Source organism: Pseudomonas sp. BB438 (genome assembly GCF_057180225.1).
The window spans coordinates 355,162-380,430 of sequence record NZ_CM170001.1 but is presented as its reverse complement, the minus strand read 5'-3'; the positions used below and the strand labels follow the sequence as shown (position 1 = coordinate 380,430).

Genomic DNA, 25,269 nt, shown 5'->3' with positions numbered 1-25,269 from the left:
ATGGCCGATACACAACGCGCGGATTTCGTGGTGGTTGGCTCCGGCGTAGCCGGCGCACTGGTCGCCCATCAGTTGGCCCTGGCCGGCAAGGACGTGCTGATCCTCGAAGCCGGCCCACGCATGGGGCGCTGGGAGATCGTCGAGCGCTTCCGCAACCAGGCGGACAAGTCCGACAACCAGGCACCCTACCCGTCCAGCCCGCACGCGCCGCACCCGCAATTCAAACCGGACAACCACTACCTGATCCAGAAGGGCGAACACCCCTACGACGTGCAGTACATCCGCGCCGTTGGCGGCACCACCTGGCACTGGGCGGCGTCCGCCTGGCGCTTCCTGCCCAACGACTTCAAGCTGCTCAGCCTCTATGGCGTGGGCCGCGACTGGCCCATCGAATACGCCGAGCTGGAGCCCTGGTACCAGCGCGCCGAGGAGGAGCTCGGCGTCTGGGGCCCCGGCGACGAGGAGCTCGACTCGCCGCGCAGCCTGCCTTACCCGATGCCGCCGCTACCGCTGTCGTGGAACGAGCAGCGCATCAAGACCCTGCTCAACGCCAACGGCTATCGCGTGGTCACCGAACCGGTGGCGCGCAACAGCCGTCCCTACGATGGCCGCCCGACCTGCTGCGGCAACAACAACTGCATGCCGATCTGCCCCATCGGCGCGATGTACAACGGCATCGTCCACGTCGAGAAGGCCGAGGCCGCCGGCGCCCGGCTGATCGAGAACGCCGTGGTGTTCAAGCTGGAAAAAGGCGAGAGCGGCAAGATCGTCGCAGCGCTGTACAAGGACCCTGAAGGCAATGAGGTGCGCGTCGAGGGCGACACCTTCATCCTCGCCGCCAACGGCATCGAGACGCCCAAGCTGATGCTGATGTCCGAAGTCGGCAACAGCTCGGACATGGTCGGCCGCAACCTCATGGATCACCCCGGCACCGCGGTGCAGTTCTACGCCGACGAGAAGCTCTGGCCGGGACGCGGGCCGCAGGAGATGACCTCCATGGTGGGCTTCCGCGACGGTGCGTTCCGCAGCGAATACGCCTCGAAGAAGATCCACCTGTCCAACCTCTCGCGTACCGACCAGGTCGCCGCCGAGCTGATCCGTCACGGCCCCCTGCTGCTGGGCCATGACCTGGAGGCGAAGATTCGCGACCGCGCCGCGCGCTTCGTGCGTTTCGACAGCTTCCACGAAATCCTCCCGCACCCGGAGAACCGCATCGTGCCCAGCGCCACCGAGCGCGACGCGGCGGGCATCGCCAAGCCCGAGTTCACCTATGCGATGGACGACTACGTGCGCAAGAGCGCCGTGCACACCCGCGAGGTCTATGCCCACGCCGCCAAGCTGCTGGGCGGCGAGGACGTGACGTTCGACGACAGCTTCGCCAACAACAACCACATCACCGGCACCGTGCTGATGGGCGCCGACCCGAAGGACTCGGTGGTGGACGCCCAGTGCCGCACCCACGACCACCCCAACCTGTTCATCGCCAGCAGCGGCGTGATGCCCACGGTCGGCTCGGTGAACTGCACCCTGACCATCGCCGCCCTGGCCCTGCGCCTGGCCGAGCACCTGAAGCGGGAGGCCAAGGCATGAAGCGTCTCCTGCTCCTCGCCCTGCTGGCCGCACCGCTGGCCGTCCATGCCGCCAAGGCGCTGGACCCGGCATCCCCGGAACTGCTGCAACGCGGCGAATACCTGGCCCGCGCCGGCGATTGCGCCGCCTGCCACACCGTACCCGGTGGCAAGCCCTTCGCCGGCGGCCTGCCACTGGCCACGCCGCTGGGCGCGGTGTACTCCACCAACATCACGCCCGACCCGAAGACCGGCATCGGCAGCTACAGCTACGACGACTTCGCCCGTGCCGTGCGCGAAGGCGTGGCCAAGGGCGGCACCCGGCTCTACCCGGCGATGCCCTACACCGCCTACGCGAAAGTCAACGACGAGGACATGAAGGCGCTCTACGCCTGGTTCCTCGAGGGCGGCGTACAGGCCGTGGCCCAGCCCAACCAGGACACCGACATCGCCTGGCCGCTGGACATGCGCTGGCCGCTGGCGATCTGGAACCTGCTGTTCCACGACGACTCCGTCTACAGGAACAACCCCAAGCAGAGCCCTGCCTGGAACCGCGGCGCCTACCTGGTCCAGGGCCTGGCCCACTGCGGCACCTGCCACACGCCGCGTGGCATCGCGTTCCAGGAGAAGGCCATGGACGAGCGCAGTACGGGCTTCCTCGCAGGTGCCGCGCTGGGCGGCTGGTACGCCTTCAACATCACCCCCGACACCCACAGCGGCATCGGCGGCTGGAGCGACGCGGAGATCGTCCAGTACCTCAAGACCGGCCGCGTGCCGGGCAAGGCCCAGGCCGCCGGCCCGATGGCCGAGGCGGTGGAACACAGCTTCCAGTACATGACCGACACCGACCTGCAGGCCATTGCCAGCTACCTGCGCAGTGTTCCGGCGGTCAGCGAGGGTGAGCGCAAGTCGCGCTTCGCCTGGGGTGAGCCGGCGGACGACGTGATCACCCTGCGCGGCCAGGATTTCGCCGCCCAGAAGCAGGACGACGGCGCCCGCCTCTACCTGGGCAACTGTGCCAGCTGCCACTCCTGGAGCGGCGAAGGGGTGAAGGACGGCTATTACCCGATGCTGCTGAAGAACAGCGCAGTGGGCGCCCTGCAACCGGACAACCTGGTGCAGGTAGTACTCGGCGGCGTGCACCGCAAGGTCGGCAACGAGGACGTCTTCATGCCCGGCTTCGCCGGCACGCTGAACGACGAGCAGATCGCCGCCCTGGTGAACTACCTCACCGCGCAATTCGGCAATCCGGAGGTGAAAGTCGACAGCGCCCGGGTCGCGGAAATCCGCCAGCCCTGACCCGCCGCGCCACACCTTTTGCCCGGTGGGGCGCCGGCGATTCCGCCTGCCGCTCGGCTTCTCGTTGACAGTCCGGCGCCCCTCACCGAAGCTGCGGCGGTTCCTGGAGCTGTCACAAGAACAACGGAAGTCGAATGTCCCAGCCGAAGAAGCCTGTCCCCCGCCCGTCGCCCCGCCTCCGTCGCGGCTGGATGGCGGCCTTTGCCGGCGTGCTGCTGGTGCTGGTCATCGGCTTCGGGTGGTGGCTCGAGCACGATGGCGCCACTCTCCCCGTCCTGCCGTCAACCAGCCCCACGGCAAGCGTGACGCCGCCCACAACGCCAACGCTGGTCAACGAACAGCAATGTCAGGGCTGCCACCAGGCGCAATTCAGCGACTGGCAGGGTTCCCATCACCAGCAGGCGATGAAGCCGGCCACCGAAGGCAACGTACTGGGCGACTTCGACGACATCACCTTCAAGGGCGAAACCGAGACCAGCCGCTTCTTCCGCAAGGACGGCGAGTACTGGGTCAACACGCCTGGCGCCGATGGCAAACCGGCGGACTTCAAGGTCGCCTACACCTTCGGCGTCGAACCGCTGCAGCAGTACCTGCTCGAGTATCCCGACGCAACCGGCAAGCCGGGCGGTCGCCTGCAGGCCCTCGGCGTGGCCTGGGATAGCCGCAAGCACCGGTGGTTCCAACTGATGCCCGGACAGCGGATCGACTTCAAGGACGAGCTGCACTGGACGCGCCCCGCACAGAACGCCAACTTCATGTGCATCGAGTGCCATACCACCGGCTTCAAGCGTCACTACGATGCAAAGACCGACAGCTTCGCCAGCCACTGGAACAGCCTTGGCGTCGGCTGCCAGGCCTGCCACGGGCCGGCGTCGAAACACCTCGAGTGGGCGCAGAAGCCCGACCGCAGCGCCAGCCGAGGCTTTGACGTGCCGCTGCAGAACGCCAGCCAGGCCACCGTCATCGAGACCTGCGCCCGCTGCCACGCCCGCCGCGCCCCCATCGCCGACGGCTTCCAGAACAACCACCGTTTCATGGACGACTACCTGCCCAGCACGCTGACCCGCGAGCTCTACGAGATCGACGGCAAGATCAAGGACGAGGTCTTCGAGTGGGGCTCCTTCACCCAGAGCAAGATGTTCGCCAAGGGCGTGCAATGCACCGACTGCCACAACCCTCACAGCGGCGAGCTGAAGGCGCCGGGCAACGGTGTCTGCCTGCAATGCCACAACACCGCCGGCACGCCGCTGCGCCCGCAGATCGACGGCAAGGGCCTGCAGGCGAAGAATTACGACTCGCCCGAACACCACCATCATCAGCCCGGCAGCGCCGGCGCACAGTGCACCTCCTGCCACATGCCGGGGCGCTACTACATGGTCAACGACTACCGCCACGACCACGGATTCACCCTGCCCGATCCGGTCCACGCCCGCCGCATCGGTGCGCCTGACGCCTGCCAGGCCTGCCACCGCGACATGCCGGCGAAGCAACTGAGCTCGACGTTCCGCCAGTGGTTCGCCAGCGAGTTGCCAGCCAAGCCCAGTGCATCCAGCAACCCGGCCCCCCGCTATGACGACACCCTGTGGAAGGCGCGCAATGGCAAACCCGGCGCCTCCCGCGCCCTGCACCTGCTGCTGGCCGACGCGAACCTGCCGGCGATCCGCCGCGCCACCCTGCTCACCGAGCTGCCCAACTACCCCAGCCCGCGCTCGGCCGAGCTGGTTGCGCTGGGCCTGAAGGACGCCGACCCCCTGGTGCGCCACAGCGCCGTCCAGGCGCTGCCGCTGCTCGCCTCTCCCCAGCAACAGTTGCTGTTGTTCGTGCCGCTGCTGAGCGATCCGATCCGGGCCGTGCGCAGCGCCGCCGCCTGGCAGCTGGCACAACTGCCGCCAGCGCTGCTGGCTGGCATCGAACCCGAGTTGAGCCAGGGCCTGGCAGAGTACGAAGCGATCCAGAACGACCTCGCCGAGCGCGCCGAAGCCAACTTCAACCTCGCCATGCTCTATGAGCGCAGCGGCCACCCGGAGCGGGTAGAGCCCGCCCTGCGCGCCGCCCTGGCGCGCGACGAGGACTACCTGCCGGCCCGCGTCGAACTGTTCCAGTGGCTGGAAGCCAACGGCCGTGACGCCGACGCACGCCAGTGGCTCAGCGACAGCCTGCGCCGGCAGCCCACCTCCGGACTGCTGCATCACGTCAACGGTCTTGCCCTGGTACGCCAGGGTGAACGCGCCCAGGCCCTGAAGGAGCTGCGCGAAGCGGTGCGGCTGGCGCCGGACGACGACCAGTTCCGCTATGTGCTGGCCATCGCCCTGCACGACAGCGGCGACCTCGATGGCGCCTGCCACGAGCTGGAAACCTTGCTGCAGAAGCACCCGGCCAACCGGGCGGCGCGGCTGGTGCTGATCGATTACCTGCGTGAGTCCGGGCAATTCCAGAAAGTGCAGCAGCTCGCTGCGGAGCTGGAGCAGCAGAACCCGGACGATCCCTCGCTCAAGCGGGAGTGACCGTCAGGAAGGTAGATATTTCCGACGACAGGAAGGAACCGCTGAATTTTCCGACGCTCTGAGTGGCGCGCAATCACTCAAGGAACCATCATGCGTCGCCGTTTTGCTCCTGTTGTCGTAGCCCTCACCCTGCTTCCCCTCGCCTCTGCCATGGCCGAAGATCGCGACTTCTGGCGTAGCGTCCTGACCTCCGGCGCCACCACCGCCTCGAGCTACCTGACCAGCCATGACGACCACAAGCTGATCGGCCCGGCCCAGGACGACGCTGCCAGCTTCATCGCCACCGATGGCGCCATCCGCGGCCCCTACCTGGAAGCCACGCTGCAGCAGATGCGCAGCGCCGACCCGGCCCTGGCGCAAGCCAGCGACGCTGAACTGGCCTCGGCGATCCTCGCTGCCCAGCGTTGATCACCGCGGGGTGCGCGGGCGACCGCTCGCGTACCTCGACCGGAAATTCCTGGAACTCCTGGCGAGCATCGCGCCTCTCACCTGTACACGGACCTTCAGAAAAGGTGTACATGATGCGTACCGCGAAACTGGCCACGGCCTTTGCCCTGCTCGTCCTGCCCGTTGCCTCGGCCATGGCCGACGGCGGCTTCTGGCGTGACGTCATCTCGTCCGGCGCCACCACCGCGTCGACCTACCTGACCTTCAAGCACGACAAACTGATCGTCGCCGCCCAGGACGATGCGAGCGCGTTCGTCGCCAGTGACGGCGCCATCCGCGGCCCCTACCTGGAAGCCGCCCTCACCCGCCTGCGCAGCGATGACGCCGCCCTGCAGGATCGCAGCGACATGGAACTGGCCAACGCCATCCTCGTCCGCCCCGATGACGCATCCGCCCCGTGACACACACCGGCGCGGCCCGTGGCGCGTGTCACGGGCTATGCCGCTGGACGCGCCGCGCAGCCGACCTTGTGATCTACTGACACTCCCGATTCGACACGGAGTGTCCCATGAACGATCCCATCCAGCCCCTGAAGATCACCCTCATCCTGCTGATCGTCAGTGAAGGCTTCTGGCTGCTCAGCCGCCTGCTCAGCGTGGTCGGCCTCGAGATTTACTCGCTGCTGCCCTCGGCCCTGTACAACCTGATCGGCATGCTCAGCAACGTGCTGATGATCCTGCTGTTCGTGTTCCTGATCCGCCTGATCGGCCGGCTGCAGCTCAAGCCCTGAGCCCCGCGGCATTCACCTGCAGAAGCGGGCCAAGCCCGTGATCGCGAGCGTGGCTCACAGCTACGAAAGCCCCATGAAAAAGCCGCCCTCGGGCGGCTTTTTCAGTTCAGCGCACAGTCACGCCGTCGCACTGCTCACTCGCGGTAATCGTCCACCGGCACGCAGGCGCAGAACAGGTTGCGGTCGCCGTAGACGTTGTCCACGCGGTTCACCGCCGGCCAGTACTTGAAGGCGCGGGTGTGCTCGGTCGGGGTCACCGCGTCGGCGATCGGGTAGGGGCGGTCCCACAGACCAGTCACGTCCGCCAAGGTGTGCGGCGCCCGCTTGAGCGGGTTGTCCTCGGCCGGCCATTCGCCGGTCTCGACCTTGGCGATCTCCGCGCGGATCGACAGCATCGCTTCGATGAAGCGGTCCAGCTCATGCTTGGACTCGCTCTCGGTGGGCTCCACCATCAGCGTGCCGGGCACCGGGAAGGACATGGTCGGCGCGTGGAAGCCGTAGTCCATCAGGCGCTTGGCCACGTCTTCCTCGCTGATCCCGGTCTGCGCCTTGAGCGGGCGCAGGTCGAGGATGCATTCGTGGGCGACGCGCTCGTTGCGGCCACGGTAGAGCACCGGGAAGGCGCCATCGAGCTGCTGGGCCAGGTAGTTGGCGTTGAGGATCGCCACCTCGGTGGCGTCGGCCAGCTGCGGGCCCATCATGGCGATGTACATCCAGCTGATCGGCAGGATGCTCGCGCTACCCCAGGGCGCGGCGCTCACCGCGCCGTTCAGCGGGTTCGGGCCTTCGATGCGGATCACCGGGTGGTTGGCGACGAAAGGCGCGAGGTGTTTCTTCACGCCGATCGGGCCCATGCCCGGGCCGCCACCGCCGTGGGGAATGCAGAAGGTCTTGTGCAGGTTCATGTGCGAGACATCGGCGCCGATATCCGCCGGGCGCGCGAGGCCGACCTGGGCATTGAGGTTGGCGCCGTCCATGTAGACCTGGCCACCGTGGCTGTGGATGACCTCGCAGATCTCGCGGATGCCTTCCTCGTACACGCCGTGGGTGGAGGGGTAGGTGATCATCAGGCAGGACAGCTGCTCGCCGGCTTCAGCCGCCTTGCGCTTCAGATCCTCCAGGTCGACGTTGCCGCCCTTGTCGCACTCGACGATGACCACGCGCATGCTCGCCATGATCGCCGAGGCCGGGTTGGTGCCGTGGGCCGAGGACGGGATCAGGCAGATGTTGCGGTGCGCATCGCCGCGGCTCTCGTGGTACTTGCGGATCGCCAGCAGGCCGGCGTACTCGCCCTGGGCGCCGGAGTTGGGCTGCATGCAGATGGCGTCGAAGCCGGTGATCGCGCAGAGCCAGCTTTCCAGCTCCTCGATCATCAGGCGGTAGCCCTCGGCCTGCTCGCGCGGCACGAAGGGGTGCAGGCTGGCGAATTCCGGCCAGGTGATCGGGATCATCTCGCTGGTGGCGTTGAGCTTCATGGTGCAGGAGCCCAGCGGGATCATCGCCTGGTTCAGCGCCAGGTCCTTGCCTTCGAGCTGGCGCAGGTAGCGCAGCATCTCGGTTTCGCTGTGGTGGCGGTTGAAGACCGGGTGGGTCAGGTAGTCGCTGCTGCGTTGCAGGGCGGCAGGAATACCATCGGCGAGCTTGCCGGCGTCCAGCTGGGCGACGTTCAGGGCATGGCCGGCACCGAGGATGATGTCGAACAGGCTGCCGAGGGTGGCGGCGCTGGTGGTTTCGTCCAGGCTCACGCCCAGGCGGTCTTCACCGACGATGCGCAGGTTCACGCGGGCGGCGCGGGCGCGCTCGAGGATGACCTGCTGCTGGGCGCCGACGTCCAGGGTCAGGGTGTCGAAGAAGTGCTGGTTGACGATCTTCACGCCCTTGGCGGCGAGACCGGCGGCCAGCACGGAGGTCAGGCGCTGCACACGCTGGGCGATGCGCTTGAGGCCCTGCGGGCCGTGGTAGACGGCGTACAGGCTGGCGATGTTGGCCAGCAGCACCTGCGAGGTGCAGACGTTGGAGTTGGCCTTCTCGCGGCGGATGTGCTGCTCGCGGGTCTGCAGCGCCATGCGCAGCGCGGTGTTGCCACGGGCGTCCTTGGAAACGCCGATGATGCGACCGGGCATGGCGCGCTTGTAGTCGTCGCGGCAGGCGAAGAACGCCGCGTGCGGGCCACCGTAGCCCATCGGCACGCCGAAGCGCTGGGCGCTGCCCAGGACCACGTCGGCGCCCAGTTCGCCCGGCGGGGTGAGCAGCAGCAGCGCGAGCAGGTCGCTGGCGACGCAGGCGATGGCCTGCTGCGCGTGCAGGGCGTCGATCACCGGGCGCAGGTCACGGATGTCGCCGCGGCTGTCCGGGTACTGCAGCAGCGCGCCGAACACGGCGTGCTGGCCGAGGTTGTCCACCTCGTCGACCACCACGTCGAAGCCGAAGGCCTCGGCGCGGGTCTGCAGCACGGAGAGGGTCTGCGGATGGCAATGCACGTCGACGAAGAACAGGTTGCTCTTGGCCTTGGCCACGCGCTTGGCCAGGGCCATGGCCTCGGCGGCAGCGGTGGCTTCATCGAGCAGCGAGGCGCTGGCCAGATCGAGGCCGGTGAGGTCGATGGTCATCTGCTGGAAGTTCAGCAGGGATTCGAGACGGCCCTGGGCGATCTCCGGCTGGTACGGGGTGTAGGCGGTGTACCAGCCCGGGTTCTCCAGCACGTTGCGCAGGATGACGGTGGGGGTCAGGGTGCCGTAGTAGCCGGTGCCGATCAGGCTGGTCCACAGCTCGTTCTTCTGCGCGTACCCCTTCAGCTTGGCCAGTGCGCCCTGTTCGTCGAGAGCGGTCGGCAGGTCCAGCGGCCGGTTCAGGCGGATCGCCGGCGGCACCGTCTGCACGATCAGGTCGTCGCGATTGCCGAGCCCGAGGGTCTCGAGCATGGCGTGCTGCTCGGCGGCGTCGGGGCCCAGGTGGCGGGCGAGGAAGGCATCAGGCTGGTGCAGCTGGGAAAGCGAAGGGGTGTTCGACATGGCCACGGTCTCGAAAGGTCGGTCCGTAAATTCAGGGTCTGTTGGCGTTTCAGCGCGAACCGCGTTGCTGCGTCAAATCACGCCAGGCTAGACGCGGGGCAACGGTAATGGTGTTCCCTTGCCTAGCCCCGCAACGACGCATGGCGTGATTTGCCGCGCAACCCGAAGGGACGGGCCGCATTTTGCGCAGCGCTTCGTTACTCATCGTTCGTTGGGAATGCCAAACCACACGACTCGCGCCTCGCCCTGCGCAAAATGCGGCTCCGTCGCGGTCGCGCTGAAATGCCAACAGACCCTGCCGGCCCCGACGAGTCGAGGCCTGTGTTTACAGCAGTGTCTTACGCGTCGGCGTCGCTGGCAGCGCGGTAGCCGGCGGCGTCGAGGAGCTTGTCCAGCTCGGCCGGGTTGCTCGGCTTGAGCTTGAAGAACCAGGAGCCGTACGGGTCGTTGTTCACTTCTTCGGGGGTGTCGGCCAGCATGTCGTTGACGGCGATGACTTCGCCGCCCACCGGGGCGTAGATGTCCGAGGCGGCCTTCACCGACTCGACCACACCGGCTTCCTGGCCGGCAGCAAGGGTCTTGCCCACTTCCGGCAGTTCGACAAAGACCACGTCGCCCAGGGCTTCCTGGGCATGGTCGGAGATGCCCACGGTCACGCTACCGTCGGCTTCCAGGCGCGCCCACTCGTGGCTGGCGGCGTAACGCAGGTCGGCGGGGATATTGCTCATCTTGTTGTTCCTCGAGGACTGGGCGACGGGCGGCGATGCCGCCCTCTTCTAAGTTAGATCATGCAATTTAGATCAGGGCTTTGCCATGACGCACGAAATTCGGCTGAACGACGCGAACCGGGTACCACTTGCCACGGATTTCCACTTCGGCGCGGTCGCCGGTGGCCGCCGGCACGCGGGCCAGGGCGATGGACTTGCCGAGCGTCGGGGAGAAGCTGCCGCTGGTGATCTCGCCTTCGCCGACACCGGCGACGCGAACCACCTGGTGGGCACGCAGCACGCCGCGCTCTTCCAGCACCAGGCCGACCAGCTTGGGCGCATCCCCGGCAGCTTTCTGCGCTTGCAGCGCCGCGCGACCGATGAAGTCGCGGCCTTCGGGCTCCCAGGCAATGGTCCAGCCCATGTTGGCGGCCAGCGGGGTGACGTCCTCGTCCATGTCCTGGCCGTAGAGGTTCATCCCGGCTTCCAGGCGCAGGGTGTCGCGCGCGCCCAGGCCCGCCGGGGAAATGCCGGCGCCGACCAGGTCGTTGAGGAAGCCTTGTGCCTCGACGGCCGGCAGCATGATTTCCAGGCCGTCCTCACCGGTGTAGCCAGTGCGGGCGATGAACCAGTCACCGTCGGCCTTGCCCTGGAAGGGCTTGAGTTCGCGGATCAGCGCGGCACGCGAGGGGGTGACCAGATCGGCGGCCTTCTCGCGGGCGTTCGGCCCCTGCACGGCGAGCATCGCGAGGTCCGCGCGCTCGGTCAGGGTGACGTCGAAGCCTTCGGTGTGGGCCTGCATCCAGGCCATGTCCTTGTCGCGGGTGGAGGCATTGACCACCACGCGGTAGCCGTACACGCCAAGGTAGACGATCAGGTCGTCGACCACCCCGCCGCGTTCGTTGAGCATGCCGCTGTACAGCGCCTTGCCCGGAACCTGAAGTCGTTCGACGTCGTTGGCCAGGAGTCGTTGCAGGTATTCCTTGGCCTGCGGACCGGTGACGTCCACCACGGTCATGTGGGAAACGTCGAACACGCCGCAATCACGGCGTACCTGGTGGTGCTCTTCGACTTGCGAACCGTAATGCAACGGCATGTCCCAACCGCCGAAATCGACGATCTTGGCGCCGAGGGCGACGTGCAAATCATAGAGCGGCGTGCGCTGTCCCATGGGTGTTCTCCTTCCGGGCGAGGCGGGTGCGGAGCGCGAGTACGGCCCGCACGAAACGCGCGCATTGTAGTCGCATGACCGGACTCTGGACAGCTTGTCCGACGGCCGATTCTCAGGGCCGAGAAGAACCGCTCTGGCGCGCGGATCGGCGGATCAGGCCGATCACCGGGAATAATCCCACAAGCACCAGCGTCAGGGCCGGCAACGCCGCGCGGGCCCACTCCCCTTCGCTGGTCATCTCGAAGACACGCACCGCCAGCGTGTCCCAGCCGAACGGGCGCATCAGCAGGGTCGCCGGCATTTCCTTGAGCACGTCGACGAACACCAACAGCGCAGCGCTCGATGCTCCCGGCAGCAACAGCGGCAGGTAGACGCGCAGAAACAGGCCGGTGCCGCCGACGCCGAGGCTGCGGGACGCTTCCGGCAGCGACGGCCGGATGCGCGCCAGCGCGCCTTCCAGCGGGTTGTAGGCCACCGCCATGAAGCGGATCAGGTAGGCCACCAGCAACGCGCCGAGGCTGCCCAGCAGCAACGGCTTGCCGGCGCCGCCCAGGGTGCTGGAGAGCGGGATCACCGCGTGATTGTCCAGCCAGCTGAAGGCCAGCATGATCGCCACCGCCAGCACCGAGCCGGGCAGCGCATAGCCGAGATTGGCAATGCCAACTGCCGAGCGCACCGCCGCCGTTGGCGACAGGCGCCGGGCGAAGGCCAGCAGCAGTGCCACCGCGACCGTCAGCAAGGCCGCGAAGCCGCCCAGATAGAGGCTGTGCAGGATCAGGCCCCAGTAGCGCTCGTCGAGGTCGAAACGGCCCTTCTGCCAGACCCAGACCACCAGTTGCAGCACCGGGATGACGAAGGCGCAGGCGAACACCAGCACGCACCACGCGCTGGCGGCGACGGCCTTCCAGCCGTGCAGCCGGTACAGCGCGGCGCCGCGCGGCCGCTCGTTGGGCGCGCCGCTGCGGCCACGGCCGTAGCGCTCGCCCAGCAGCACCAGCATGACGAACAGCAACAGCAGGCTGGCCAGCTGGGTGGCGCTGGAGAGGCTGTAGAAGCCGTACCAGGTCTTGTAGACGGCGGTGGTGAAGGTATCGAAGTTGAACACCGAGACGGTGCCGAAATCCGCCAGGGTTTCCATGATCGCCAGCGCCAGCCCGGCGCCGATGGCCGGCCGCGCCATCGGCAGCGCGACGCGCCAGAAGGCGGCCAGCGGCGACAACCCGAGCACCCGCGCCGCCTCGGTCAGGCCGCGTCCCTGGGCGAGAAAGGCGGTGCGCGCGAGCAGGTAGACGTAGGGGTAGAACACCAGCACCAGCACGGTGATCACACCGCCGGTGGAGCGCACGCGGGGCAGCCGCAGGCCGCTGCCGAACCACTCGCGGAGAAGCGTCTGCACGGGCCCGGAGAAGTCCAGCAGGCCGACGAAGACGAACGCCAGCACATAGGCCGGCACCGCGAAGGGCAGCATCAGTGCCCAGTCCAGCCAGCGCCTTCCGGGGAACTCGCAGAGGCTGGTGAGCCAGGCCAGGCTGACGCCCAGCACGGTCACGCCGACACCCACGCCGCCCACCAGCACCAGGGTGTTGCCCAGCAGACGCATCATCTGGGTGTCCCACAGGTGCGACCAGATTTCGCGGTCGATCTCCGCCCAGCTCAGCAAGAGGACACTGATGGGCAGCAGCACCAGGGCAGCGACGGCGAATGTGATGGGGGTCCAGCGATTGGCGCGCATGCGTCGGTGCATCCAGACTTCAAGTGGCGTTCACGGGGGAAGCGTCCGATTCAGTTACGGAAACTTCCAGCGTTGAACTCGAATTCGCCCGATCCTCAGAAGACAGGGATAAAGCACAAGGTACTGCGGTCGAATCCGCCACTTTGCCACTCCGCTGCCCAAGGAAAAAGCCCATGCCAGCCCTCCGCGCCCTGCCTGCCCTGCTCTTCGTCGCCCTCTGCGGGCCGGCGTTTGCCGACGACGCGCCCACGCCCATCGAAGGTTGCCTGGACCTCGCCTCGCGCACCTTTGCCGGCGATCCGACGATGCAGGAGCGCTGGCAGCAGTCCTGGCTGGACCATGGCTCGCTGCGGGAGGAAGCCTACGACGGAGATATCGAGGGGCAGCATGCGAGCAAGGCGCTGAAGGCGAAGATACGTGAGGGCGAGAAGGTCGCCGGGCAGTTCACCTGCCTGCTGACGGAGAGCGGCAAGCCGCTCTCCGTGCAGTACCAGGTGCAGCAGCCTGGCGCTGGCGAGGCAGCAGCCCAGCCGGCACCGGAAGCGGCAGAACCGGAGTCCTGATCAGTTCCAGCCGGCGCGGTCCATCAGCTTGATCGCCTCGGCCTGGCGCTTGCCGGCAATTTCCACCGGGATGCTGTCGGCCTTGAACTCACCCCAGGCCGCCACTTCCTGCGACGGCGCCACTGTCGGGTTGGCCGGGAACTCCTGGTTGATGCCGGCGAACAGCGACTGGGCATCCGCGCCAGTCATCCACTCCACCAGCTTCTTCGCGGCTTCCGGGTGCGGCGCGTGCCTGGTCAGGCCAATGCCCGACAGGTTGACGTGCACACCACGGTCGCCCTGGTTCGGCCAGAACAGCTTCACCGGCAGCTGCGGATTGTCCTTGTGCATGCGGCCGTAGTAGTAGGTGTTGACGATGCCGACGTCGCACTGGCCGGCGGCGATGGCCTGGAGCAGCGCGTTGTCGTCGGAGAACACGTCGGTGGCCAGGTTGTTCACCCAGCCCTGGAGAATCTGTTCGGTCTTCTCGGCGCCGTGGGTTTCGATCAGGGTGGCGGTCAGCGACTGGTTGTAGACCTTCTTCGCGGTGCGCAGGCACAGGCGACCTTCCCACTTCGCATCGGCCAGTTCCTCGTAGGTCGACAGTTCCTCGGGCTTCACCCGCTGGGTCGAATAGGCGATGGTCCGCGCACGCAGCGACAGGCCGGTCCAGCTGTCGGTGCTGGAGCGGTACTGCGGCGGGATGTTGGCATCCAGGATCGGCGAATCGAAGGGCTGCAGAATGCCCATCTTCTCGGCCTGCCACAGGTTGCCGGCGTCGACGGTGAGCAGCAGGTCGGCCGGGGTATTGGCGCCTTCGGCCTTGATCCGCGCCATCAGCGGCGCTTCCTTGTCGGTGATGAACGTGATTTTCACCCCGGTGGCCTTGGTGTAGGCGTCGAACACCGGCTTGATCAGCTCGTCGATGCGCGAGGAGTAAACCACCACTTCGTCGGCGGCCTGGGCGGTGCTACCGAGGGCGGCCAGCAGGAGGGTGGCGAGAAGACCTTTGCGCACGAGCATGAGCGTGTCCTTTGCAGGGAAGATATCCCGCAAATGATAAGGAACCTCATTTGCTAACGAGCCGCGTGTTTGTGTCGAGGTGTTTCGACAGGGTGCGGTACGGGACCGCAGGCGGCCCGTGTTACACCCGTGCCAGGCTTGGCAGGTCGCCCGAGAGCCCCAGCGCCTGGCGCACGAATACCCCCTTGGCCTCGTGGTGCTTGTCCACCAGCCGCAGGCCGGCATTACGCAACCAGCGCACGGCCAGCGGGTCGGCCTGGAACAGCCGCTGGAAGCCCTCCATTGCCGCCATCATCGCCAGGTTGTGCGGCATCCGGCGACGCTCGTAGCGGCTCAGCACGCGCTCCTCGGCAATGTTCTCGCCACGGGCGTGGGCATGCTCGATCACCTCGGCCAGCACCGCGGCATCCAGGAAGCCCAGGTTCACGCCCTGCCCGGCCAGCGGGTGGATGGTGTGCGCAGCGTCGCCGATCAACACCAGCCCCGGCTCGACATAGCGCTTGGCGTGACGCTGACGCAGCGGGATGCACAGGCGGCGGTCGGTATGTTCGATGGCGCCCAGGCGATGTTCGAAGCCGAGGCCCAGGGCCTTGCGGAAGCTCTCGTCGTCCAGCGCCATGAGCTTCTCGGCCTGCTCGGGGGTGGTCGACCAGACGATCGAGCACCAGTGCGCGTCGCCTTCCTTCGCCAGCGGCAGGAAGGCCAGCGGGCCGTCATCGGTGAAGCGCTGCCAGGCGGTGGCCTGGTGCGGTTTCTCGCAGCGCACGCTGGTGACGATGGCGTGGTGCAGGTAATCCCATTCGCGGGTAGCGCAGCCGGCCAGGCGGCGCACGGCGGAGTTGGCGCCGTCGGCGGCAACCACCAGCGGTGTGCGGATTTCGCGGCCGTCGGAAAGGCTCAGCAGCCAGTCGTCACCGGAATGACGCAACTGTTCCAGCCGCGCGTTGGGCAGCAGGCCAAGGGCGGAGTCGTGCAGGCGCTCCAGCAGGGCATCCTGCACCACGCGGTTCTCGACGATGTGACCGAGCATCTCGGCATGCACGCTGGCGGCGCTGAAGTGGATCTGTCCGGTGCCCGAGCCGTCCCATACCTGCATCTCGCGGTAGGGTTCGGCGCGCCGGGCGGCGATGCCGTCCCACGCATGCAGGCGCTGGAGGATGCGCCGACTGGCCTCGGACAGCGCGCTGACGCGCGGCTCGAAGGGCGCTTCGCGGTCGAACGGGTTGACGCTCAGCGGCGAGCCGTCCAGCAGCAGGATATCCAGCCCGCTGCCTTCCAGGGCCAGGGCCAGCGCGCTGCCGACCATTCCCGCCCCGACGATAACCAGATCCGCGTGCATGTGCGTTCCTTCTTCAGCGGCCCGCGCAGCGTTGGCGCGGGCATCGAAATTCAAGCGGCCTGCCGCGCGCGCGGCTTGAGCCGGACGTACAGGGTCTTCTGCACCCGCGCCACCAGGGTGCCTTCGCCGTCACGCACGTCGGCGTGCAGGCGCGGCAGGTATTTCTCGCCCGCGGCGGTCTGCTCGCGGATGTCGTCGAGCAGGTGCTGGTCGATACGGAAGTCGGCATACACCGGCCCCTTTCCGGGGCTGACGAACTCGATGTTGGCGGCCTTGTCCCAGACGATGTAGTCGCGTCCCAGGTTCTCCATCAGCATCAGCATGAAGAAGGGGTCGGTCATGCTGTACAGGCTGCCGCCGAACTGGGTGCCGACGTAATTGCGGTTGAACAGGTTCAGGCCCATCTTCACGCGGATCTCGCGGAAGTCCGGGCTGATGTGGCGTACCCGCACCCCGGCGCCGAGGTAGGGCGGGTAGAGGTTCAGGCCAAGACGCAGCAGGCGGGCGCGACGGGAACTCTTGCGTGCGAGCATCGGTTCAGACCGGTCGGGCGCCCAGGCCCATGGCCTGGCGGGCGAACCAGCGCTTGGCCGGCGGCAGCAGATCAAGGCCGAGCAGGCCGATGTTGCGGCCGGTGGCCAGCAACGGCTGGGCATTGGAGAACAGCCGGGTGACGCGGTCGGAGAAGCCGACGGTCATCTGCTGGTCCAGGCGCTGGCCATCCAGGTAGCGCTGCAGCACGGCGAAATCGCCCGGTGCGGCCTCTTCCTGCAACAGGCGGTCACCCAGGGCCTTGGCGTCGCGCAGCGACAGGTTGAAGCCCTGCCCGGCAATCGGGTGCAGGCTGTGGGCGGCGTTGCCCAGCACGACGAGGTGCGGGCGAATCTGCTCGTCGGCCTCGGTCAGGGCCAACGGGTAGCCGTAACGCACGCCGACCTGGCGCAGGGTGCCCAGGCGGTAGCCAAAGGCGTCCTGCAACTCGGCGAGGAAGGCGGCATCGGACAGCGCGCGCAGCCGCTCGGCGTCACTGCCGTTGCGGGTCCAGACCAGCGCACAGCGGTTTTCCGGTAGCGGCAGCAGGGCCAGCGGGCCACTCTCGGTGAAGCGTTCGAAGGCCTGTCCGCGATGGGCTTCGGACGGGCTGATGTTGGCGATCAGCGCGGTCTGCCCGTAGGACGAGGAGCGCACGTTGATGCCCAGTTGCTCGCGCAGGCCGGAGCGGCCGCCATCGGCCAGCACGGCGAGGTCGCAGTCCAGCTGCGAGTCGTCGTCCAGGGTCAGGCGGTAGCCGTCGCCCAGCGCATCCATCCGGCGCACTTCGGCCGGGCAGCGCCAGCTCACCACGTCCGGGTCGAGCGCATGCCACAGGCACTGGCCGAGCCAGGCGTTCTCCACCACATAGCCGAGGGCGGGAACGCCCTCTTCCACCGCCGTCAGGCGTGCGGCACCGAAGCGGCCGCGGTCGGAAACGTGGATCTGGGTGATGGGCTCGGCACGCTGGGAAATCTGCTGCCAGAGCCCCAGGCGTTCGTAGATCTGCCGGCTGCCGAAGGACAGCGCCGAGGAGCGCGCGTCATAGCTGGGCTGGTAGGCATCGCCGGGGGCGAAGGGCTCGACCAGCACGATCTGCCAGCCGCGCTCGCGGGCGCCCGCCTGGAGAATCAGCGCCAGGCTTGCGCCGACGAGTCCGCCACCGATGATGGCCAGTTGCGTACGTTGCATGTCAGGCGGCCTGGGCCTTGGCCTCGGCCATCAGGGCTTCGATCTCGGCGACGGTTTTCGGCACGCCATTGGTCAGTACGTCGCAGCCGGTCCTGGTTACGACCACATCGTCCTCGATGCGCACGCCGATGCCGCGCCACTTCTTCGGCACGTCGGTGTTGTCCGGGGAAATGTAGATGCCTGGCTCGACGGTCATCGCCATGCCCGGTTCGAGCACACGCCATTCGCCACCGACGCGGTACTCGCCGACATCGTGCACGTCCATGCCCAGCCAGTGGCCGGCACGGTGCATGTAGAAGGCCTTGTAGGCTTCGCGCTCGATCAGCTCGTCGACGTCGCCCTTGAGCAGGCCCAGCTCCACCAGGCCGGCGGTGATGACCCGCACGGTCGCCTCGTGGGCTTCGTTCCAGTGGCGGCCGGGCGCGATGTAGTCGAAGGCCGCCATGTTCGCATCCAGGACGAGCTGGTAGATGGCCTTCTGCTCGGGGCTGAAGGTGCCGCTGGCCGGGAAGGTGCGGGTGATGTCGCTGGCGTAGCAGTCGATCTCGCAGCCGGCGTCGATCAGGATCAGGTCGCCGTCCTTGATCTGCGCGTCGTTCTCCCGGTAGTGCAGGATGCAGGCGTTGCGGCCGGTGGCGACGATGGAGCCGTAGGCCGGCATCTTCGCGCCGCCCAGGCGGAAGGCGTATTCCAGCTCGGCTTCCAGGTGGAACTCGTAGAGGCCCGGACGGCAGGCCTGCATGGCGCGGATGTGCGCGCCGGCGGAGACTTCCGCGGCGTAGCGCATCACCTTCACCTCGCCGGCGCTCTTGTACAGGCGCTGGTCGTGCAGCAGGTGGTCGAGGGCGACGAACTCGTTGGGCGGCTGCGCGCCCTGTCGGGCCTTGGAGCGGATGACGTTGATCCAGTCCATCAGCCGGCGGTCGAACTCCTGGTTGGCGCCCAGCGCGTAGTACACGCGGTCGCGCCCCTCGATCAGGCCGGGGAGGATGTCGTCGATATCGCCGATGGGGAAGGCGTCGTCGGCGCCGAAGGTGGTGATGGCACCGTCCTGGCCGGCACGCAGGCCGTCCCAGAGTTCACGCTCCGGATCGCGCTCGCGGCAGAACAGCACGTACTCGCCATGCTCGCGGCCGGGGATCAGCGCCATCACCGCTTCCGGTTCGGGGAAACCGGTGAGGTACTGGAAGTCGCTGTCCTGGCGATAGACGTGCTCGACGTCGCGGTTGCGGATGTACATCGGCGCCGCCGGGAGAATGGCGATGCTGTTGGGTTCCATCTGCGCCATCAGCGCCTTGCGACGACGGGCGTATTCCGACTTGGCGATACGGATCATGCGCGACCTCAATGCAGGGAGGGTTTCTCGGCCGGTGCCGGCACCTTGCCGAATTCGGAGAACAGCAGCAGCGGGGCGACGCGCAGGTACTCCTGCACTTCCATATAGTCGGCCTCGCCGTCTTCGGATTCTTCCAGCTGGCCGCCGACCTGGGCGATGGCGGCGATGTCCTGCAGCACTTCGTCGGCTTCGTCGGACAGGCTGGGGGAACGCAGCGCCAGGCCGAAGCCGGCGAGGAAGCCCTGGCACCACTGGCCCAGGGCCACGGCGCGCTCGGCCAGCGGCGCGTCGTCGTTGGGCAGCATCAGTACCACGGCCATCTCGCCCTGGCTGAAGTCCTGCTGGACCATGCCCAGTAGGCCGCCCAGTGCCGCGCCCAGGCGCTCGCCCGGCTCGCCACCGAGCAGTTCGCCGGCAGCCTGCAGCCACTCGCCCTGGTCGAAGCCGGACCCGGCGCAGACGCGGCCGAGCAGGTGGCCGTGCAGTTCGGCGGGGGAAATGGGCAGGGCAGCCTCGGCGAGCAGGGCAGCGAAAGCGGTGTAGGCGGAGCTGGAAGTGGACATGATCGAACCCGGGTGACGGCTAGGCGCCATCAGGCGCCGCGCATAGAATATGGTCCGTTATCCTAGCACCGGCGCACACCGCAAGACCATGTGACGACGCGCCGGGCAGCCGTGCGTTGACCCACCCCCACGGCAGTCCTATATAGTTCTCGATTACTTAAGCAACTCCCAAGCGAGAGCCCATGGAAGACGCCGACCTGCACGCGCTGATCGCCAAGTTCGACCTGCTGCTCCAGCGCCTGGAACAGCTCAAGGCCGAGAACCGGCTGCTGCGGGCGAACGAGAAAAGCTGGCGGGAAGAACGCGCCCATCTGATCGAGAAGAACGATTTGGCTCGGCAGAAGGTCGAAGCGATGATTTTGCGTCTTAAAGCCCTGGAGCAGGACTCATGAGCCAGTCGAACACCCTGAACGTCCAAATCCTCGACAAGGAGTACTGCATCACCTGCCCTCCGGACGAGCGCGTCAACCTGGAAAGCGCCGCGCGCTATCTGGACAGCAAGATGCGCGAGATCCGTTCCAGCGGCAAAGTGATCGGTGCCGACCGCGTCGCGGTGATGGCCGCCCTGAACATCACCCACGACCTGCTGCACAAGCAGGAACGCGTGGACCACGACAGCAGCTCCACCCGCGACCGCGTGCGCGAACTGCTCGAGCGTGTGGATCGCGCCCTGACAACCGACACCCTTACCACCGATAAGGACCAGGGTGAAGTCTGACCAGGGAAATTTCCTTGGGGTATAATCGCCTCGCTCCCTGGTGTGTTTGCCAGTCGGTGATGTCCCTGAGCCGATAATTGCAACAACGGGGGTTGCCAGTTGGGCTGGTGTGCATGTCCGCACGACGGAAAGCCTTAAAGCCTACTGCAACCACCACCTTGAACTCTCGGGTTCAAGGGCTAACCCGACAGCGGCATGTCCGGGGAGCTTTACCCTTCCATGATTCCTTCCGACGGCCTCTCCCGCCCTGCCCTGCGCCGCCAGTTGCGCCAGGCCAGACGCGCGCTTACGCCCCTGCAACAACGCCTCGCCGCCCAGGCCCTGTATCGCCAGCTCGCGCAGCACCCGCTGTTCCGCCGGGCGAAGCACATCGCCCTGTACCTGCCGGCTGACGGCGAAATCGACCCGCGCCCGCTGATGAAGGCGGCGCAGAAGCGCGGCAAGGCAACCTATCTGCCGGTGCTCTCGGACTGGCCACGCACGCACATGACCTTCCAGCAGGTGGGCATTGGCGAACGCTGGGTGCGTAATCGCTTCAACATCGCCGAGCCGCAGGCCGACCGTCGGCGCCAGCGACCGGCCTGGGCCCTGGACCTGCTGCTGCTACCGCTGGTCGGTTTTGATCCGCAAGGCGGCCGCCTGGGGATGGGCAAGGGATTCTACGATCGGACCCTGGCGTACCTGGTAATGCGCAAAAATTGGCAGAAACCGACGCTACTGGGCCTGGCGCACGAGTGCCAGAAGGTCGATCGGCTGGAGCTGGCGAGCTGGGATGTGCCGCTGACGGGCATCGTGACGGACGGCGGCTGGTATGGCCGTCTCGCGACGGAATCGCGTTCCCTGCGATAACCGTGGCGGAAGCAGTCGCTGATTCATAGCAACGGGATCAGGGCTGCTGGGTAACCTGCACCGGGGCGTTGCCCTGGCGTTGTTCCCACAGGCTCTGGGTGTAACCGGTAGTGACGACACCCAGACCGAAAAGTATTACCAACACCCACAAAAGATCAGGCTTGCGTTTCATCGATTGCCTCCCCCTTCCAGGCAAACTGTCAACGATGGCCGGCGGTGGTTTTTTTATCCGTCCGGCAGGCCAAGCTAAAAACGGCGGCATTCTCCGACAATGAAAAGCTTCTCGCAATTCTGACGCCAACCGATCGTCGGAGGAGCGGTCGCCCCAAAAACGTCCGGCACTGTCAGGCAATGTTCATGCCGGTGTCTCTCCATCTTCTTCCTGCAATTTGTTTCCGGCGAGCCGGCAGCTTGTCGCAGGGAAAAGCCTACCCTGAGTTAAAAAGATCCCACCCCGCCACGCACAAGGAGACCCTCGCGGATGGCACGCGCTTACTGGCTGATGAAATCCGAGCCCGACGAACTGTCGATCCACGACCTGCAGCGCCTGGAGACCGCGCGCTGGGACGGCGTGCGCAACTACCAGGCGCGCAACTTCATGCGCAGCATGCAACCGGGCGACCTGTTCTTCTTCTACCACTCCAGTTGTCCCGAACCGGGCATCGCCGGCATTGCCCGGATCGAGGGCGAGCCCTACCCCGATCCGACCGCGCTCGACCCCACGAGCCACTACCACGACCCCAAGGCCAGCGACGAGAAGAATCCCTGGACGGCCCGCGACGTGGCGTTCGTCGAAGCGTTCACGTCGGTCCTGCCGCTGGGAACCCTCAAGGCCCAGGCTGGGCTGGAGGAGATGCCGCTGGTGCAGAAGGGCAGCCGCCTGTCGGTGATGCCGGTCACCGCCGAACAGTGGGCAATCGTCGTCGGCCTGGCGCATAAGTAGAGGCACTGTGCTATTAGGTTACTGAAGCCCCCGGAATTCGCCGCATGCACCGCATTCAGTCCTCGTTAGCCACTTACCTCGGGCTTGGTGGTCTGCTCTGCGTGCTCCTGCTCGCCAGCGCCTGGCTGGGCCAGGAGCTGGCGAGCAGCGAACGGCAACGCGTGCAGGAACGCCTGACCTACCAGGGGCGCAGCCTGGCGCATCAACTGGAAGCCAACCTCCACGAGCAGGTCCAGGGCCTGGACCTGCTGGCCCAGCTGTGGACCCACCATGGCCGCATGCCCCGCCCCGAATGGGAGCTGGACGCACGTTTCTACGTGCGCAGCTTCCCCGGTTACCAGTCGATCCAATGGTCCGGCCCCGACCTGCGCATCCGCTGGCTGGAACCCCTGCAGGGCAACGAGGCGGCTCTGAACTTCCGTCTCACCGACCAGCACCCCAACTACGCGACGGCGATGTCCGCGCGCGACAGTGGCAAACCGCGCCTGAGTGATAGCGTCGAGCTGGTCCAGGGCGGACGCGGCTTCGTGCTCTACACACCGGTGTACATCCGCGATACCGACAACCAGCTGCAGTTCGACGGTTTCATGCAGGGCGTCTTCCGCGTCGGCCCGCTGATGGACAACCTGCTCAAACAGGCGGACAACCACCTGTTCAGCGTGCGCCTGCTGGAGCACGGCAAGCCGCTCTACGTGCGCGACCAACCCGCCGGTGATGCCGAACAGACCTTGCGGGTGCCGCTGCGCCTGCTCAACAACCGCAGCTTCGAGCTGGAGCTGAGTCCCACCTCGACGCTGGTGCAATCGCTGTCCACGCCGTTGCCGATGGTGGTGTTCAGTGGCGGCGTGGTCATCAGCCTGCTGCTGGTGGCAGCGCTGTTCCTCGCCCGCGAAAATGCCCGCCGCGCCACCGCCCTGAGCGCCAGCAACCAGTTGCTCAATCAGGAGGCAGAACAGCGGCAGTCCGTCGAGGCGAACCTGCGTGACAGCCGTGAGCGCCTGCAACTGGCGCTGGACCTCACCGACTCCAGCCGTGACGCGCTGTTCATCTTCGACCTGCAACAGCGCGAACTGCTGCACATGAACCGCGCCACGTACCACAGCCTGGGCTATAGCGCGGAGGAATTCCGTCACCTGCTGCGCGACGATCCGGAGCGCCTGATCCCCGGCTTCCACGCCTGGATCCAGCTGGTGCAGCAGGCGCACCGGCTGAACCTGTCGATGATCTTCCAGCGCGAGATGCAGCGCCGAGATGGCAGCCTGCAACCGGCGGAGATCAACACCCAGCTGATCCACCAGGGCGACCGCGACTACCTGATCGCCGTGGCCCGCGACAACAGCGAGCGCCTGCAACTGGAGGCACAGCTGCATAAGCTCTCCCAGCAGGACGGTCTCACCGGACTGTTCAACCGCCGCTACTTCGATCGCCAGTTGCAGAGCGAATGGCGGCGCCTGCGCCGGGCCGATGCCCCCCTGGCAGTGCTCATGCTCGATGTCGACCACTTCAAGCGTTTCAACGACTGTCTCGGACACCTGGCCGGCGACGACGCACTACGGCGTCTCGCCAGTTGCCTGCAGGAGTCCCTGCAGCGCGAGGGCGACGTGGCATGCCGCTACGGCGGCGAAGAGTTCGTCATCATCCTCACCGACACCGGGCTGGACGGCGCCGGCCATGTCGCGGCGCGCATCCACCAGCGCGTGGCCGAGCTGGGCATCGCGCACCCGGCCGGGGAGCTGGGTCGACTGACGGTGAGCATCGGCCTGGCCATCGCCACGCCGGGACAGGACGCCGAGCCGGACCAACTGATCGCCCAGGCCGACCAGGCGCTGTACGCGGCCAAGCACAGGGGACGGAACCAGACCTGCGTGTGGCCGGTGGATACGACCGAGCGCACGCCTTCCTGAAACATCCCGCGCCTCGGCTGTAGGAGCAGAAGCCGGTCAGGCCATCTGCCCGATGGTCCGGCGGAAGCGCCACAGGGCGCCGAAGAAGAACGCCGCGCCGATCCCCACGATGGCCAGCAACTGCGGCCAGACGATGGACAGGTCCGCACCGCGATAGAGGATCGCCTGGGCCAGGCTGACGAAGTGAGTAGTCGGTGCCGCCAGCATGATGTGCTGCACCAGCTCGGGCATGCTCTCGCGCGGCGTGGTGCCACCGGAGAGAATCTGCAGCGGCATCAGGGTGAGGATCACCAGCAGACCCAGCTGCGGCATCGAGCGCGCCACGGTGCCGAGGAAAATGCCCATGGACGTCGTGGCGAACAGGTGCAACGCAGCACCCAGCAGGAACAGTCCCACCGAGCCGCTGATGGGTACATCCAGCCAGCCGCGAACCACCAGCTGCAGCGAGATCGCCGCCGCCACCAGCACCACGGTGCCCATGGACCAGACCTTGGCCATCATGATCTCGAAGGCGGTCAGTGGCATCACCAGCAGATGCTCCACCGTGCCGTGCTCGCGTTCGCGGATCAGCGCGGCGCCGGTGAGGATGATCGACAGCATGGTGATCTGGTTGATCACCTCCATCACCGCGCCGAACCAGGCCTGGGTCAGGTTCGGGTTGAACTCCATGCGCACCGCCAGCTCAGCCGGCATCGCCGCTTCGGCGCGGTAGCGGCTGACGAACTCGCGCACCTCGGTGCCGACGATGTTCTGGATATAGCCGGCGCCGGAGAACGCCTGGCCGGTCTGCGTCGCATCGACATTGACCTGGATCGCCGGCTGCCGCCCGGCCAGCACGTCGCGCTGGAAGTCCGGCGGGATGTCCAGGGTGAAGGTGTACAGACCGACGTCCATGCCGCGGTCCATCTCGGCATGGCCAATCATCTGCGGGACACGGAAATAGGGCGGCTGGAACGCGTTGACGATGCGCGACGAGAGCTGCGACTGGTCCTCGTCGACGATGGCGATGGGCGCGTGGTGCAGGGTTTCCGGCACGCCGGTGGCCGAGCTGTAGACGCCCAGGGTGAAGGCCCAGGTGATCAGGATCAGCATCGCGTAATCGCGGCCCAGGCTGCGGAATTCCTTGATGCCAAGGTTGAAGATGTTCGCCAGCTTGTTCAT

24 protein-coding genes and 1 other RNA gene are annotated in these 25,269 nt (G+C 66.9%); 13 read left to right on the top strand and 12 right to left on the bottom strand.

The window, feature by feature from the left end; all coding sequences use genetic code 11:
- From AC1ZV1_RS01810 to AC1ZV1_RS01785, 6 genes are all read left to right on the top strand, one after another.
- On the top strand, positions 1-1,590 hold the full coding sequence (locus AC1ZV1_RS01810) for a GMC family oxidoreductase (RefSeq protein ID WP_484295276.1): 1,590 nt from the start codon (positions 1-3) through the stop codon (positions 1,588-1,590).
- The gene (locus AC1ZV1_RS01805) at positions 1,587-2,867 is read left to right on the top strand and encodes a c-type cytochrome (RefSeq protein ID WP_484295275.1); all 1,281 of its coding nucleotides are present in this window, start codon (positions 1,587-1,589) and stop codon (positions 2,865-2,867) included. The genes AC1ZV1_RS01810 and AC1ZV1_RS01805 overlap by 4 nt, the downstream gene beginning before the upstream one ends.
- Before the next feature lie 134 nt (positions 2,868-3,001).
- Entirely contained in the window at positions 3,002-5,371 is a 2,370-nt protein-coding gene (locus tag AC1ZV1_RS01800) for a tetratricopeptide repeat protein (protein WP_484295274.1), read from the top strand.
- A 90-nt stretch (positions 5,372-5,461) separates the two neighbouring features.
- Entirely contained in the window at positions 5,462-5,779 is a 318-nt protein-coding gene (locus AC1ZV1_RS01795; protein ID WP_484295273.1) for a DUF2388 domain-containing protein, read from the top strand.
- A 113-nt stretch (positions 5,780-5,892) separates the two neighbouring features.
- Positions 5,893-6,219 (top strand): DUF2388 domain-containing protein, encoded by a 327-nt coding sequence (locus tag AC1ZV1_RS01790; protein ID WP_484295272.1) that lies wholly within the window; start codon positions 5,893-5,895, stop codon positions 6,217-6,219.
- Between the two features lie 107 nt (positions 6,220-6,326).
- A complete protein-coding gene (locus AC1ZV1_RS01785; protein ID WP_045213104.1) occupies positions 6,327-6,548 on the top strand; it encodes a hypothetical protein in 222 nt (73 codons plus the stop codon).
- Positions 6,549-6,682: 134 nt separating this feature from the next.
- On the opposite strand, the gene gcvP is transcribed toward AC1ZV1_RS01785, so the two are convergent.
- The 4 genes from gcvP to AC1ZV1_RS01765 all read right to left on the bottom strand — a co-directional run bounded on the left by gcvP (position 6,683) and on the right by AC1ZV1_RS01765 (position 13,169).
- A complete protein-coding gene (gcvP, locus tag AC1ZV1_RS01780; RefSeq protein ID WP_484295271.1) occupies positions 6,683-9,559 on the bottom strand; it encodes an aminomethyl-transferring glycine dehydrogenase in 2,877 nt (958 codons plus the stop codon).
- A gap of 338 nt (positions 9,560-9,897) precedes the next feature.
- Positions 9,898-10,287 (bottom strand): glycine cleavage system protein GcvH, encoded by a 390-nt coding sequence (gene gcvH, locus AC1ZV1_RS01775; RefSeq protein ID WP_484295270.1) that lies wholly within the window; start codon positions 10,285-10,287, stop codon positions 9,898-9,900.
- A 67-nt stretch (positions 10,288-10,354) separates the two neighbouring features.
- Positions 10,355-11,437, bottom strand: a complete 1,083-nt coding sequence (gcvT, locus tag AC1ZV1_RS01770; RefSeq protein WP_484295269.1) for a glycine cleavage system aminomethyltransferase GcvT — start codon at positions 11,435-11,437, stop codon at positions 10,355-10,357.
- Positions 11,438-11,549: 112 nt separating this feature from the next.
- Positions 11,550-13,169, bottom strand: coding sequence for an ABC transporter permease (locus AC1ZV1_RS01765; protein ID WP_484295268.1), 1,620 nt, complete (start codon positions 13,167-13,169; stop codon positions 11,550-11,552).
- A 173-nt stretch (positions 13,170-13,342) separates the two neighbouring features.
- Here AC1ZV1_RS01765 and AC1ZV1_RS01760 point away from each other — a divergent pair, with 173 nt between their 5' ends.
- Entirely contained in the window at positions 13,343-13,732 is a 390-nt protein-coding gene (locus AC1ZV1_RS01760) for a hypothetical protein (protein ID WP_484295267.1), read from the top strand.
- Here AC1ZV1_RS01760 and AC1ZV1_RS01755 read toward each other — a convergent pair whose 3' ends face one another.
- The 6 genes from AC1ZV1_RS01755 to AC1ZV1_RS01730 form a co-directional block, all read right to left on the bottom strand.
- Positions 13,733-14,734: an extracellular solute-binding protein gene (locus AC1ZV1_RS01755; RefSeq protein ID WP_484295266.1), complete on the bottom strand. Its 1,002-nt coding sequence runs from the start codon at positions 14,732-14,734 to the stop codon at positions 13,733-13,735.
- A gap of 121 nt (positions 14,735-14,855) precedes the next feature.
- Complete coding sequence (locus AC1ZV1_RS01750; RefSeq protein WP_484295265.1) at positions 14,856-16,073, bottom strand: 2-octaprenyl-3-methyl-6-methoxy-1,4-benzoquinol hydroxylase; 1,218 nt, start codon at positions 16,071-16,073, stop codon at positions 14,856-14,858.
- A 50-nt stretch (positions 16,074-16,123) separates the two neighbouring features.
- Positions 16,124-16,606 (bottom strand): DUF4442 domain-containing protein, encoded by a 483-nt coding sequence (locus AC1ZV1_RS01745; protein ID WP_484295264.1) that lies wholly within the window; start codon positions 16,604-16,606, stop codon positions 16,124-16,126.
- A gap of 4 nt (positions 16,607-16,610) precedes the next feature.
- Positions 16,611-17,795: a 2-octaprenyl-6-methoxyphenyl hydroxylase gene (gene ubiH, locus AC1ZV1_RS01740; RefSeq protein ID WP_484295263.1), complete on the bottom strand. Its 1,185-nt coding sequence runs from the start codon at positions 17,793-17,795 to the stop codon at positions 16,611-16,613.
- 1 nt (position 17,796) lies between these two features.
- Positions 17,797-19,131 (bottom strand): Xaa-Pro aminopeptidase, encoded by a 1,335-nt coding sequence (gene pepP, locus AC1ZV1_RS01735; protein WP_484295262.1) that lies wholly within the window; start codon positions 19,129-19,131, stop codon positions 17,797-17,799.
- A gap of 8 nt (positions 19,132-19,139) precedes the next feature.
- Entirely contained in the window at positions 19,140-19,694 is a 555-nt protein-coding gene (locus tag AC1ZV1_RS01730) for a UPF0149 family protein (protein WP_081519530.1), read from the bottom strand.
- Between the two features lie 182 nt (positions 19,695-19,876).
- Between AC1ZV1_RS01730 and AC1ZV1_RS01725 the strand changes: the two genes are divergently transcribed.
- The 4 genes from AC1ZV1_RS01725 to AC1ZV1_RS01710 all read left to right on the top strand — a co-directional run bounded on the left by AC1ZV1_RS01725 (position 19,877) and on the right by AC1ZV1_RS01710 (position 21,261).
- Positions 19,877-20,086, top strand: coding sequence for a TIGR02449 family protein (locus AC1ZV1_RS01725; protein ID WP_017521390.1), 210 nt, complete (start codon positions 19,877-19,879; stop codon positions 20,084-20,086).
- Entirely contained in the window at positions 20,083-20,412 is a 330-nt protein-coding gene (locus AC1ZV1_RS01720) for a cell division protein ZapA (protein WP_484295261.1), read from the top strand. The genes AC1ZV1_RS01725 and AC1ZV1_RS01720 overlap by 4 nt, the downstream gene beginning before the upstream one ends.
- A gap of 31 nt (positions 20,413-20,443) precedes the next feature.
- A non-coding RNA gene (gene ssrS, locus AC1ZV1_RS01715) (6S RNA) lies at positions 20,444-20,622 on the top strand.
- Positions 20,623-20,631: 9 nt separating this feature from the next.
- Positions 20,632-21,261: a 5-formyltetrahydrofolate cyclo-ligase gene (locus tag AC1ZV1_RS01710; RefSeq protein ID WP_484295260.1), complete on the top strand. Its 630-nt coding sequence runs from the start codon at positions 20,632-20,634 to the stop codon at positions 21,259-21,261.
- 37 nt (positions 21,262-21,298) lie between these two features.
- Here AC1ZV1_RS01710 and AC1ZV1_RS01705 read toward each other — a convergent pair whose 3' ends face one another.
- Positions 21,299-21,433, bottom strand: a complete 135-nt coding sequence (locus tag AC1ZV1_RS01705) for a hypothetical protein (protein WP_128082560.1) — start codon at positions 21,431-21,433, stop codon at positions 21,299-21,301.
- A 309-nt stretch (positions 21,434-21,742) separates the two neighbouring features.
- Here AC1ZV1_RS01705 and AC1ZV1_RS01700 point away from each other — a divergent pair, with 309 nt between their 5' ends.
- Both AC1ZV1_RS01700 and AC1ZV1_RS01695 read left to right on the top strand, forming a co-directional pair.
- Positions 21,743-22,204 (top strand): EVE domain-containing protein, encoded by a 462-nt coding sequence (locus AC1ZV1_RS01700; RefSeq protein WP_484295259.1) that lies wholly within the window; start codon positions 21,743-21,745, stop codon positions 22,202-22,204.
- 44 nt (positions 22,205-22,248) lie between these two features.
- Positions 22,249-24,108 (top strand): sensor domain-containing diguanylate cyclase, encoded by a 1,860-nt coding sequence (locus tag AC1ZV1_RS01695; RefSeq protein WP_484295258.1) that lies wholly within the window; start codon positions 22,249-22,251, stop codon positions 24,106-24,108.
- A gap of 36 nt (positions 24,109-24,144) precedes the next feature.
- Here AC1ZV1_RS01695 and AC1ZV1_RS01690 read toward each other — a convergent pair whose 3' ends face one another.
- The gene (locus tag AC1ZV1_RS01690) at positions 24,145-25,269 is read right to left on the bottom strand and encodes an ABC transporter permease (protein ID WP_484295256.1); all 1,125 of its coding nucleotides are present in this window, start codon (positions 25,267-25,269) and stop codon (positions 24,145-24,147) included.

Excerpts from the sequence above, each read along its gene's own strand:
- AC1ZV1_RS01750 (WP_484295265.1), bottom strand. The coding sequence starts at position 16,073 with ATGCACGCGGATCTGGTTATCGTCGGGGCGGGAATGGTCGGCAGCGCG.
- AC1ZV1_RS01745 (WP_484295264.1), bottom strand. The coding sequence starts at position 16,606 with ATGCTCGCACGCAAGAGTTCCCGTCGCGCCCGCCTGCTGCGTCTTGGC.
- AC1ZV1_RS01810 (WP_484295276.1), top strand. The coding sequence starts at position 1 with ATGGCCGATACACAACGCGCGGATTTCGTGGTGGTTGGCTCCGGCGTA.
- gcvH (WP_484295270.1), bottom strand. The coding sequence starts at position 10,287 with ATGAGCAATATCCCCGCCGACCTGCGTTACGCCGCCAGCCACGAGTGG.
- AC1ZV1_RS01755 (WP_484295266.1), bottom strand. The coding sequence starts at position 14,734 with ATGCTCGTGCGCAAAGGTCTTCTCGCCACCCTCCTGCTGGCCGCCCTC.
- AC1ZV1_RS01730 (WP_081519530.1), bottom strand. The coding sequence starts at position 19,694 with ATGTCCACTTCCAGCTCCGCCTACACCGCTTTCGCTGCCCTGCTCGCC.
- AC1ZV1_RS01805 (WP_484295275.1), top strand. The coding sequence starts at position 1,587 with ATGAAGCGTCTCCTGCTCCTCGCCCTGCTGGCCGCACCGCTGGCCGTC.
- AC1ZV1_RS01765 (WP_484295268.1), bottom strand. The coding sequence starts at position 13,169 with ATGCGCGCCAATCGCTGGACCCCCATCACATTCGCCGTCGCTGCCCTG.
- AC1ZV1_RS01725 (WP_017521390.1), top strand. The coding sequence starts at position 19,877 with ATGGAAGACGCCGACCTGCACGCGCTGATCGCCAAGTTCGACCTGCTG.
- AC1ZV1_RS01760 (WP_484295267.1), top strand. The coding sequence starts at position 13,343 with ATGCCAGCCCTCCGCGCCCTGCCTGCCCTGCTCTTCGTCGCCCTCTGC.
- AC1ZV1_RS01720 (WP_484295261.1), top strand. The coding sequence starts at position 20,083 with ATGAGCCAGTCGAACACCCTGAACGTCCAAATCCTCGACAAGGAGTAC.
- AC1ZV1_RS01800 (WP_484295274.1), top strand. The coding sequence starts at position 3,002 with ATGTCCCAGCCGAAGAAGCCTGTCCCCCGCCCGTCGCCCCGCCTCCGT.
- ubiH (WP_484295263.1), bottom strand. The coding sequence starts at position 17,795 with ATGCAACGTACGCAACTGGCCATCATCGGTGGCGGACTCGTCGGCGCA.
- pepP (WP_484295262.1), bottom strand. The coding sequence starts at position 19,131 with ATGATCCGTATCGCCAAGTCGGAATACGCCCGTCGTCGCAAGGCGCTG.
- AC1ZV1_RS01690 (WP_484295256.1), bottom strand. The coding sequence starts at position 25,269 with ATGAACAAGCTGGCGAACATCTTCAACCTTGGCATCAAGGAATTCCGC.
- gcvP (WP_484295271.1), bottom strand. The coding sequence starts at position 9,559 with ATGTCGAACACCCCTTCGCTTTCCCAGCTGCACCAGCCTGATGCCTTC.
- AC1ZV1_RS01695 (WP_484295258.1), top strand. The coding sequence starts at position 22,249 with ATGCACCGCATTCAGTCCTCGTTAGCCACTTACCTCGGGCTTGGTGGT.
- AC1ZV1_RS01795 (WP_484295273.1), top strand. The coding sequence starts at position 5,462 with ATGCGTCGCCGTTTTGCTCCTGTTGTCGTAGCCCTCACCCTGCTTCCC.
- AC1ZV1_RS01790 (WP_484295272.1), top strand. The coding sequence starts at position 5,893 with ATGCGTACCGCGAAACTGGCCACGGCCTTTGCCCTGCTCGTCCTGCCC.
- AC1ZV1_RS01705 (WP_128082560.1), bottom strand. The coding sequence starts at position 21,433 with ATGAAACGCAAGCCTGATCTTTTGTGGGTGTTGGTAATACTTTTCGGT.
- AC1ZV1_RS01785 (WP_045213104.1), top strand. The coding sequence starts at position 6,327 with ATGAACGATCCCATCCAGCCCCTGAAGATCACCCTCATCCTGCTGATC.
- AC1ZV1_RS01700 (WP_484295259.1), top strand. The coding sequence starts at position 21,743 with ATGGCACGCGCTTACTGGCTGATGAAATCCGAGCCCGACGAACTGTCG.
- gcvT (WP_484295269.1), bottom strand. The coding sequence starts at position 11,437 with ATGGGACAGCGCACGCCGCTCTATGATTTGCACGTCGCCCTCGGCGCC.
- AC1ZV1_RS01710 (WP_484295260.1), top strand. The coding sequence starts at position 20,632 with ATGATTCCTTCCGACGGCCTCTCCCGCCCTGCCCTGCGCCGCCAGTTG.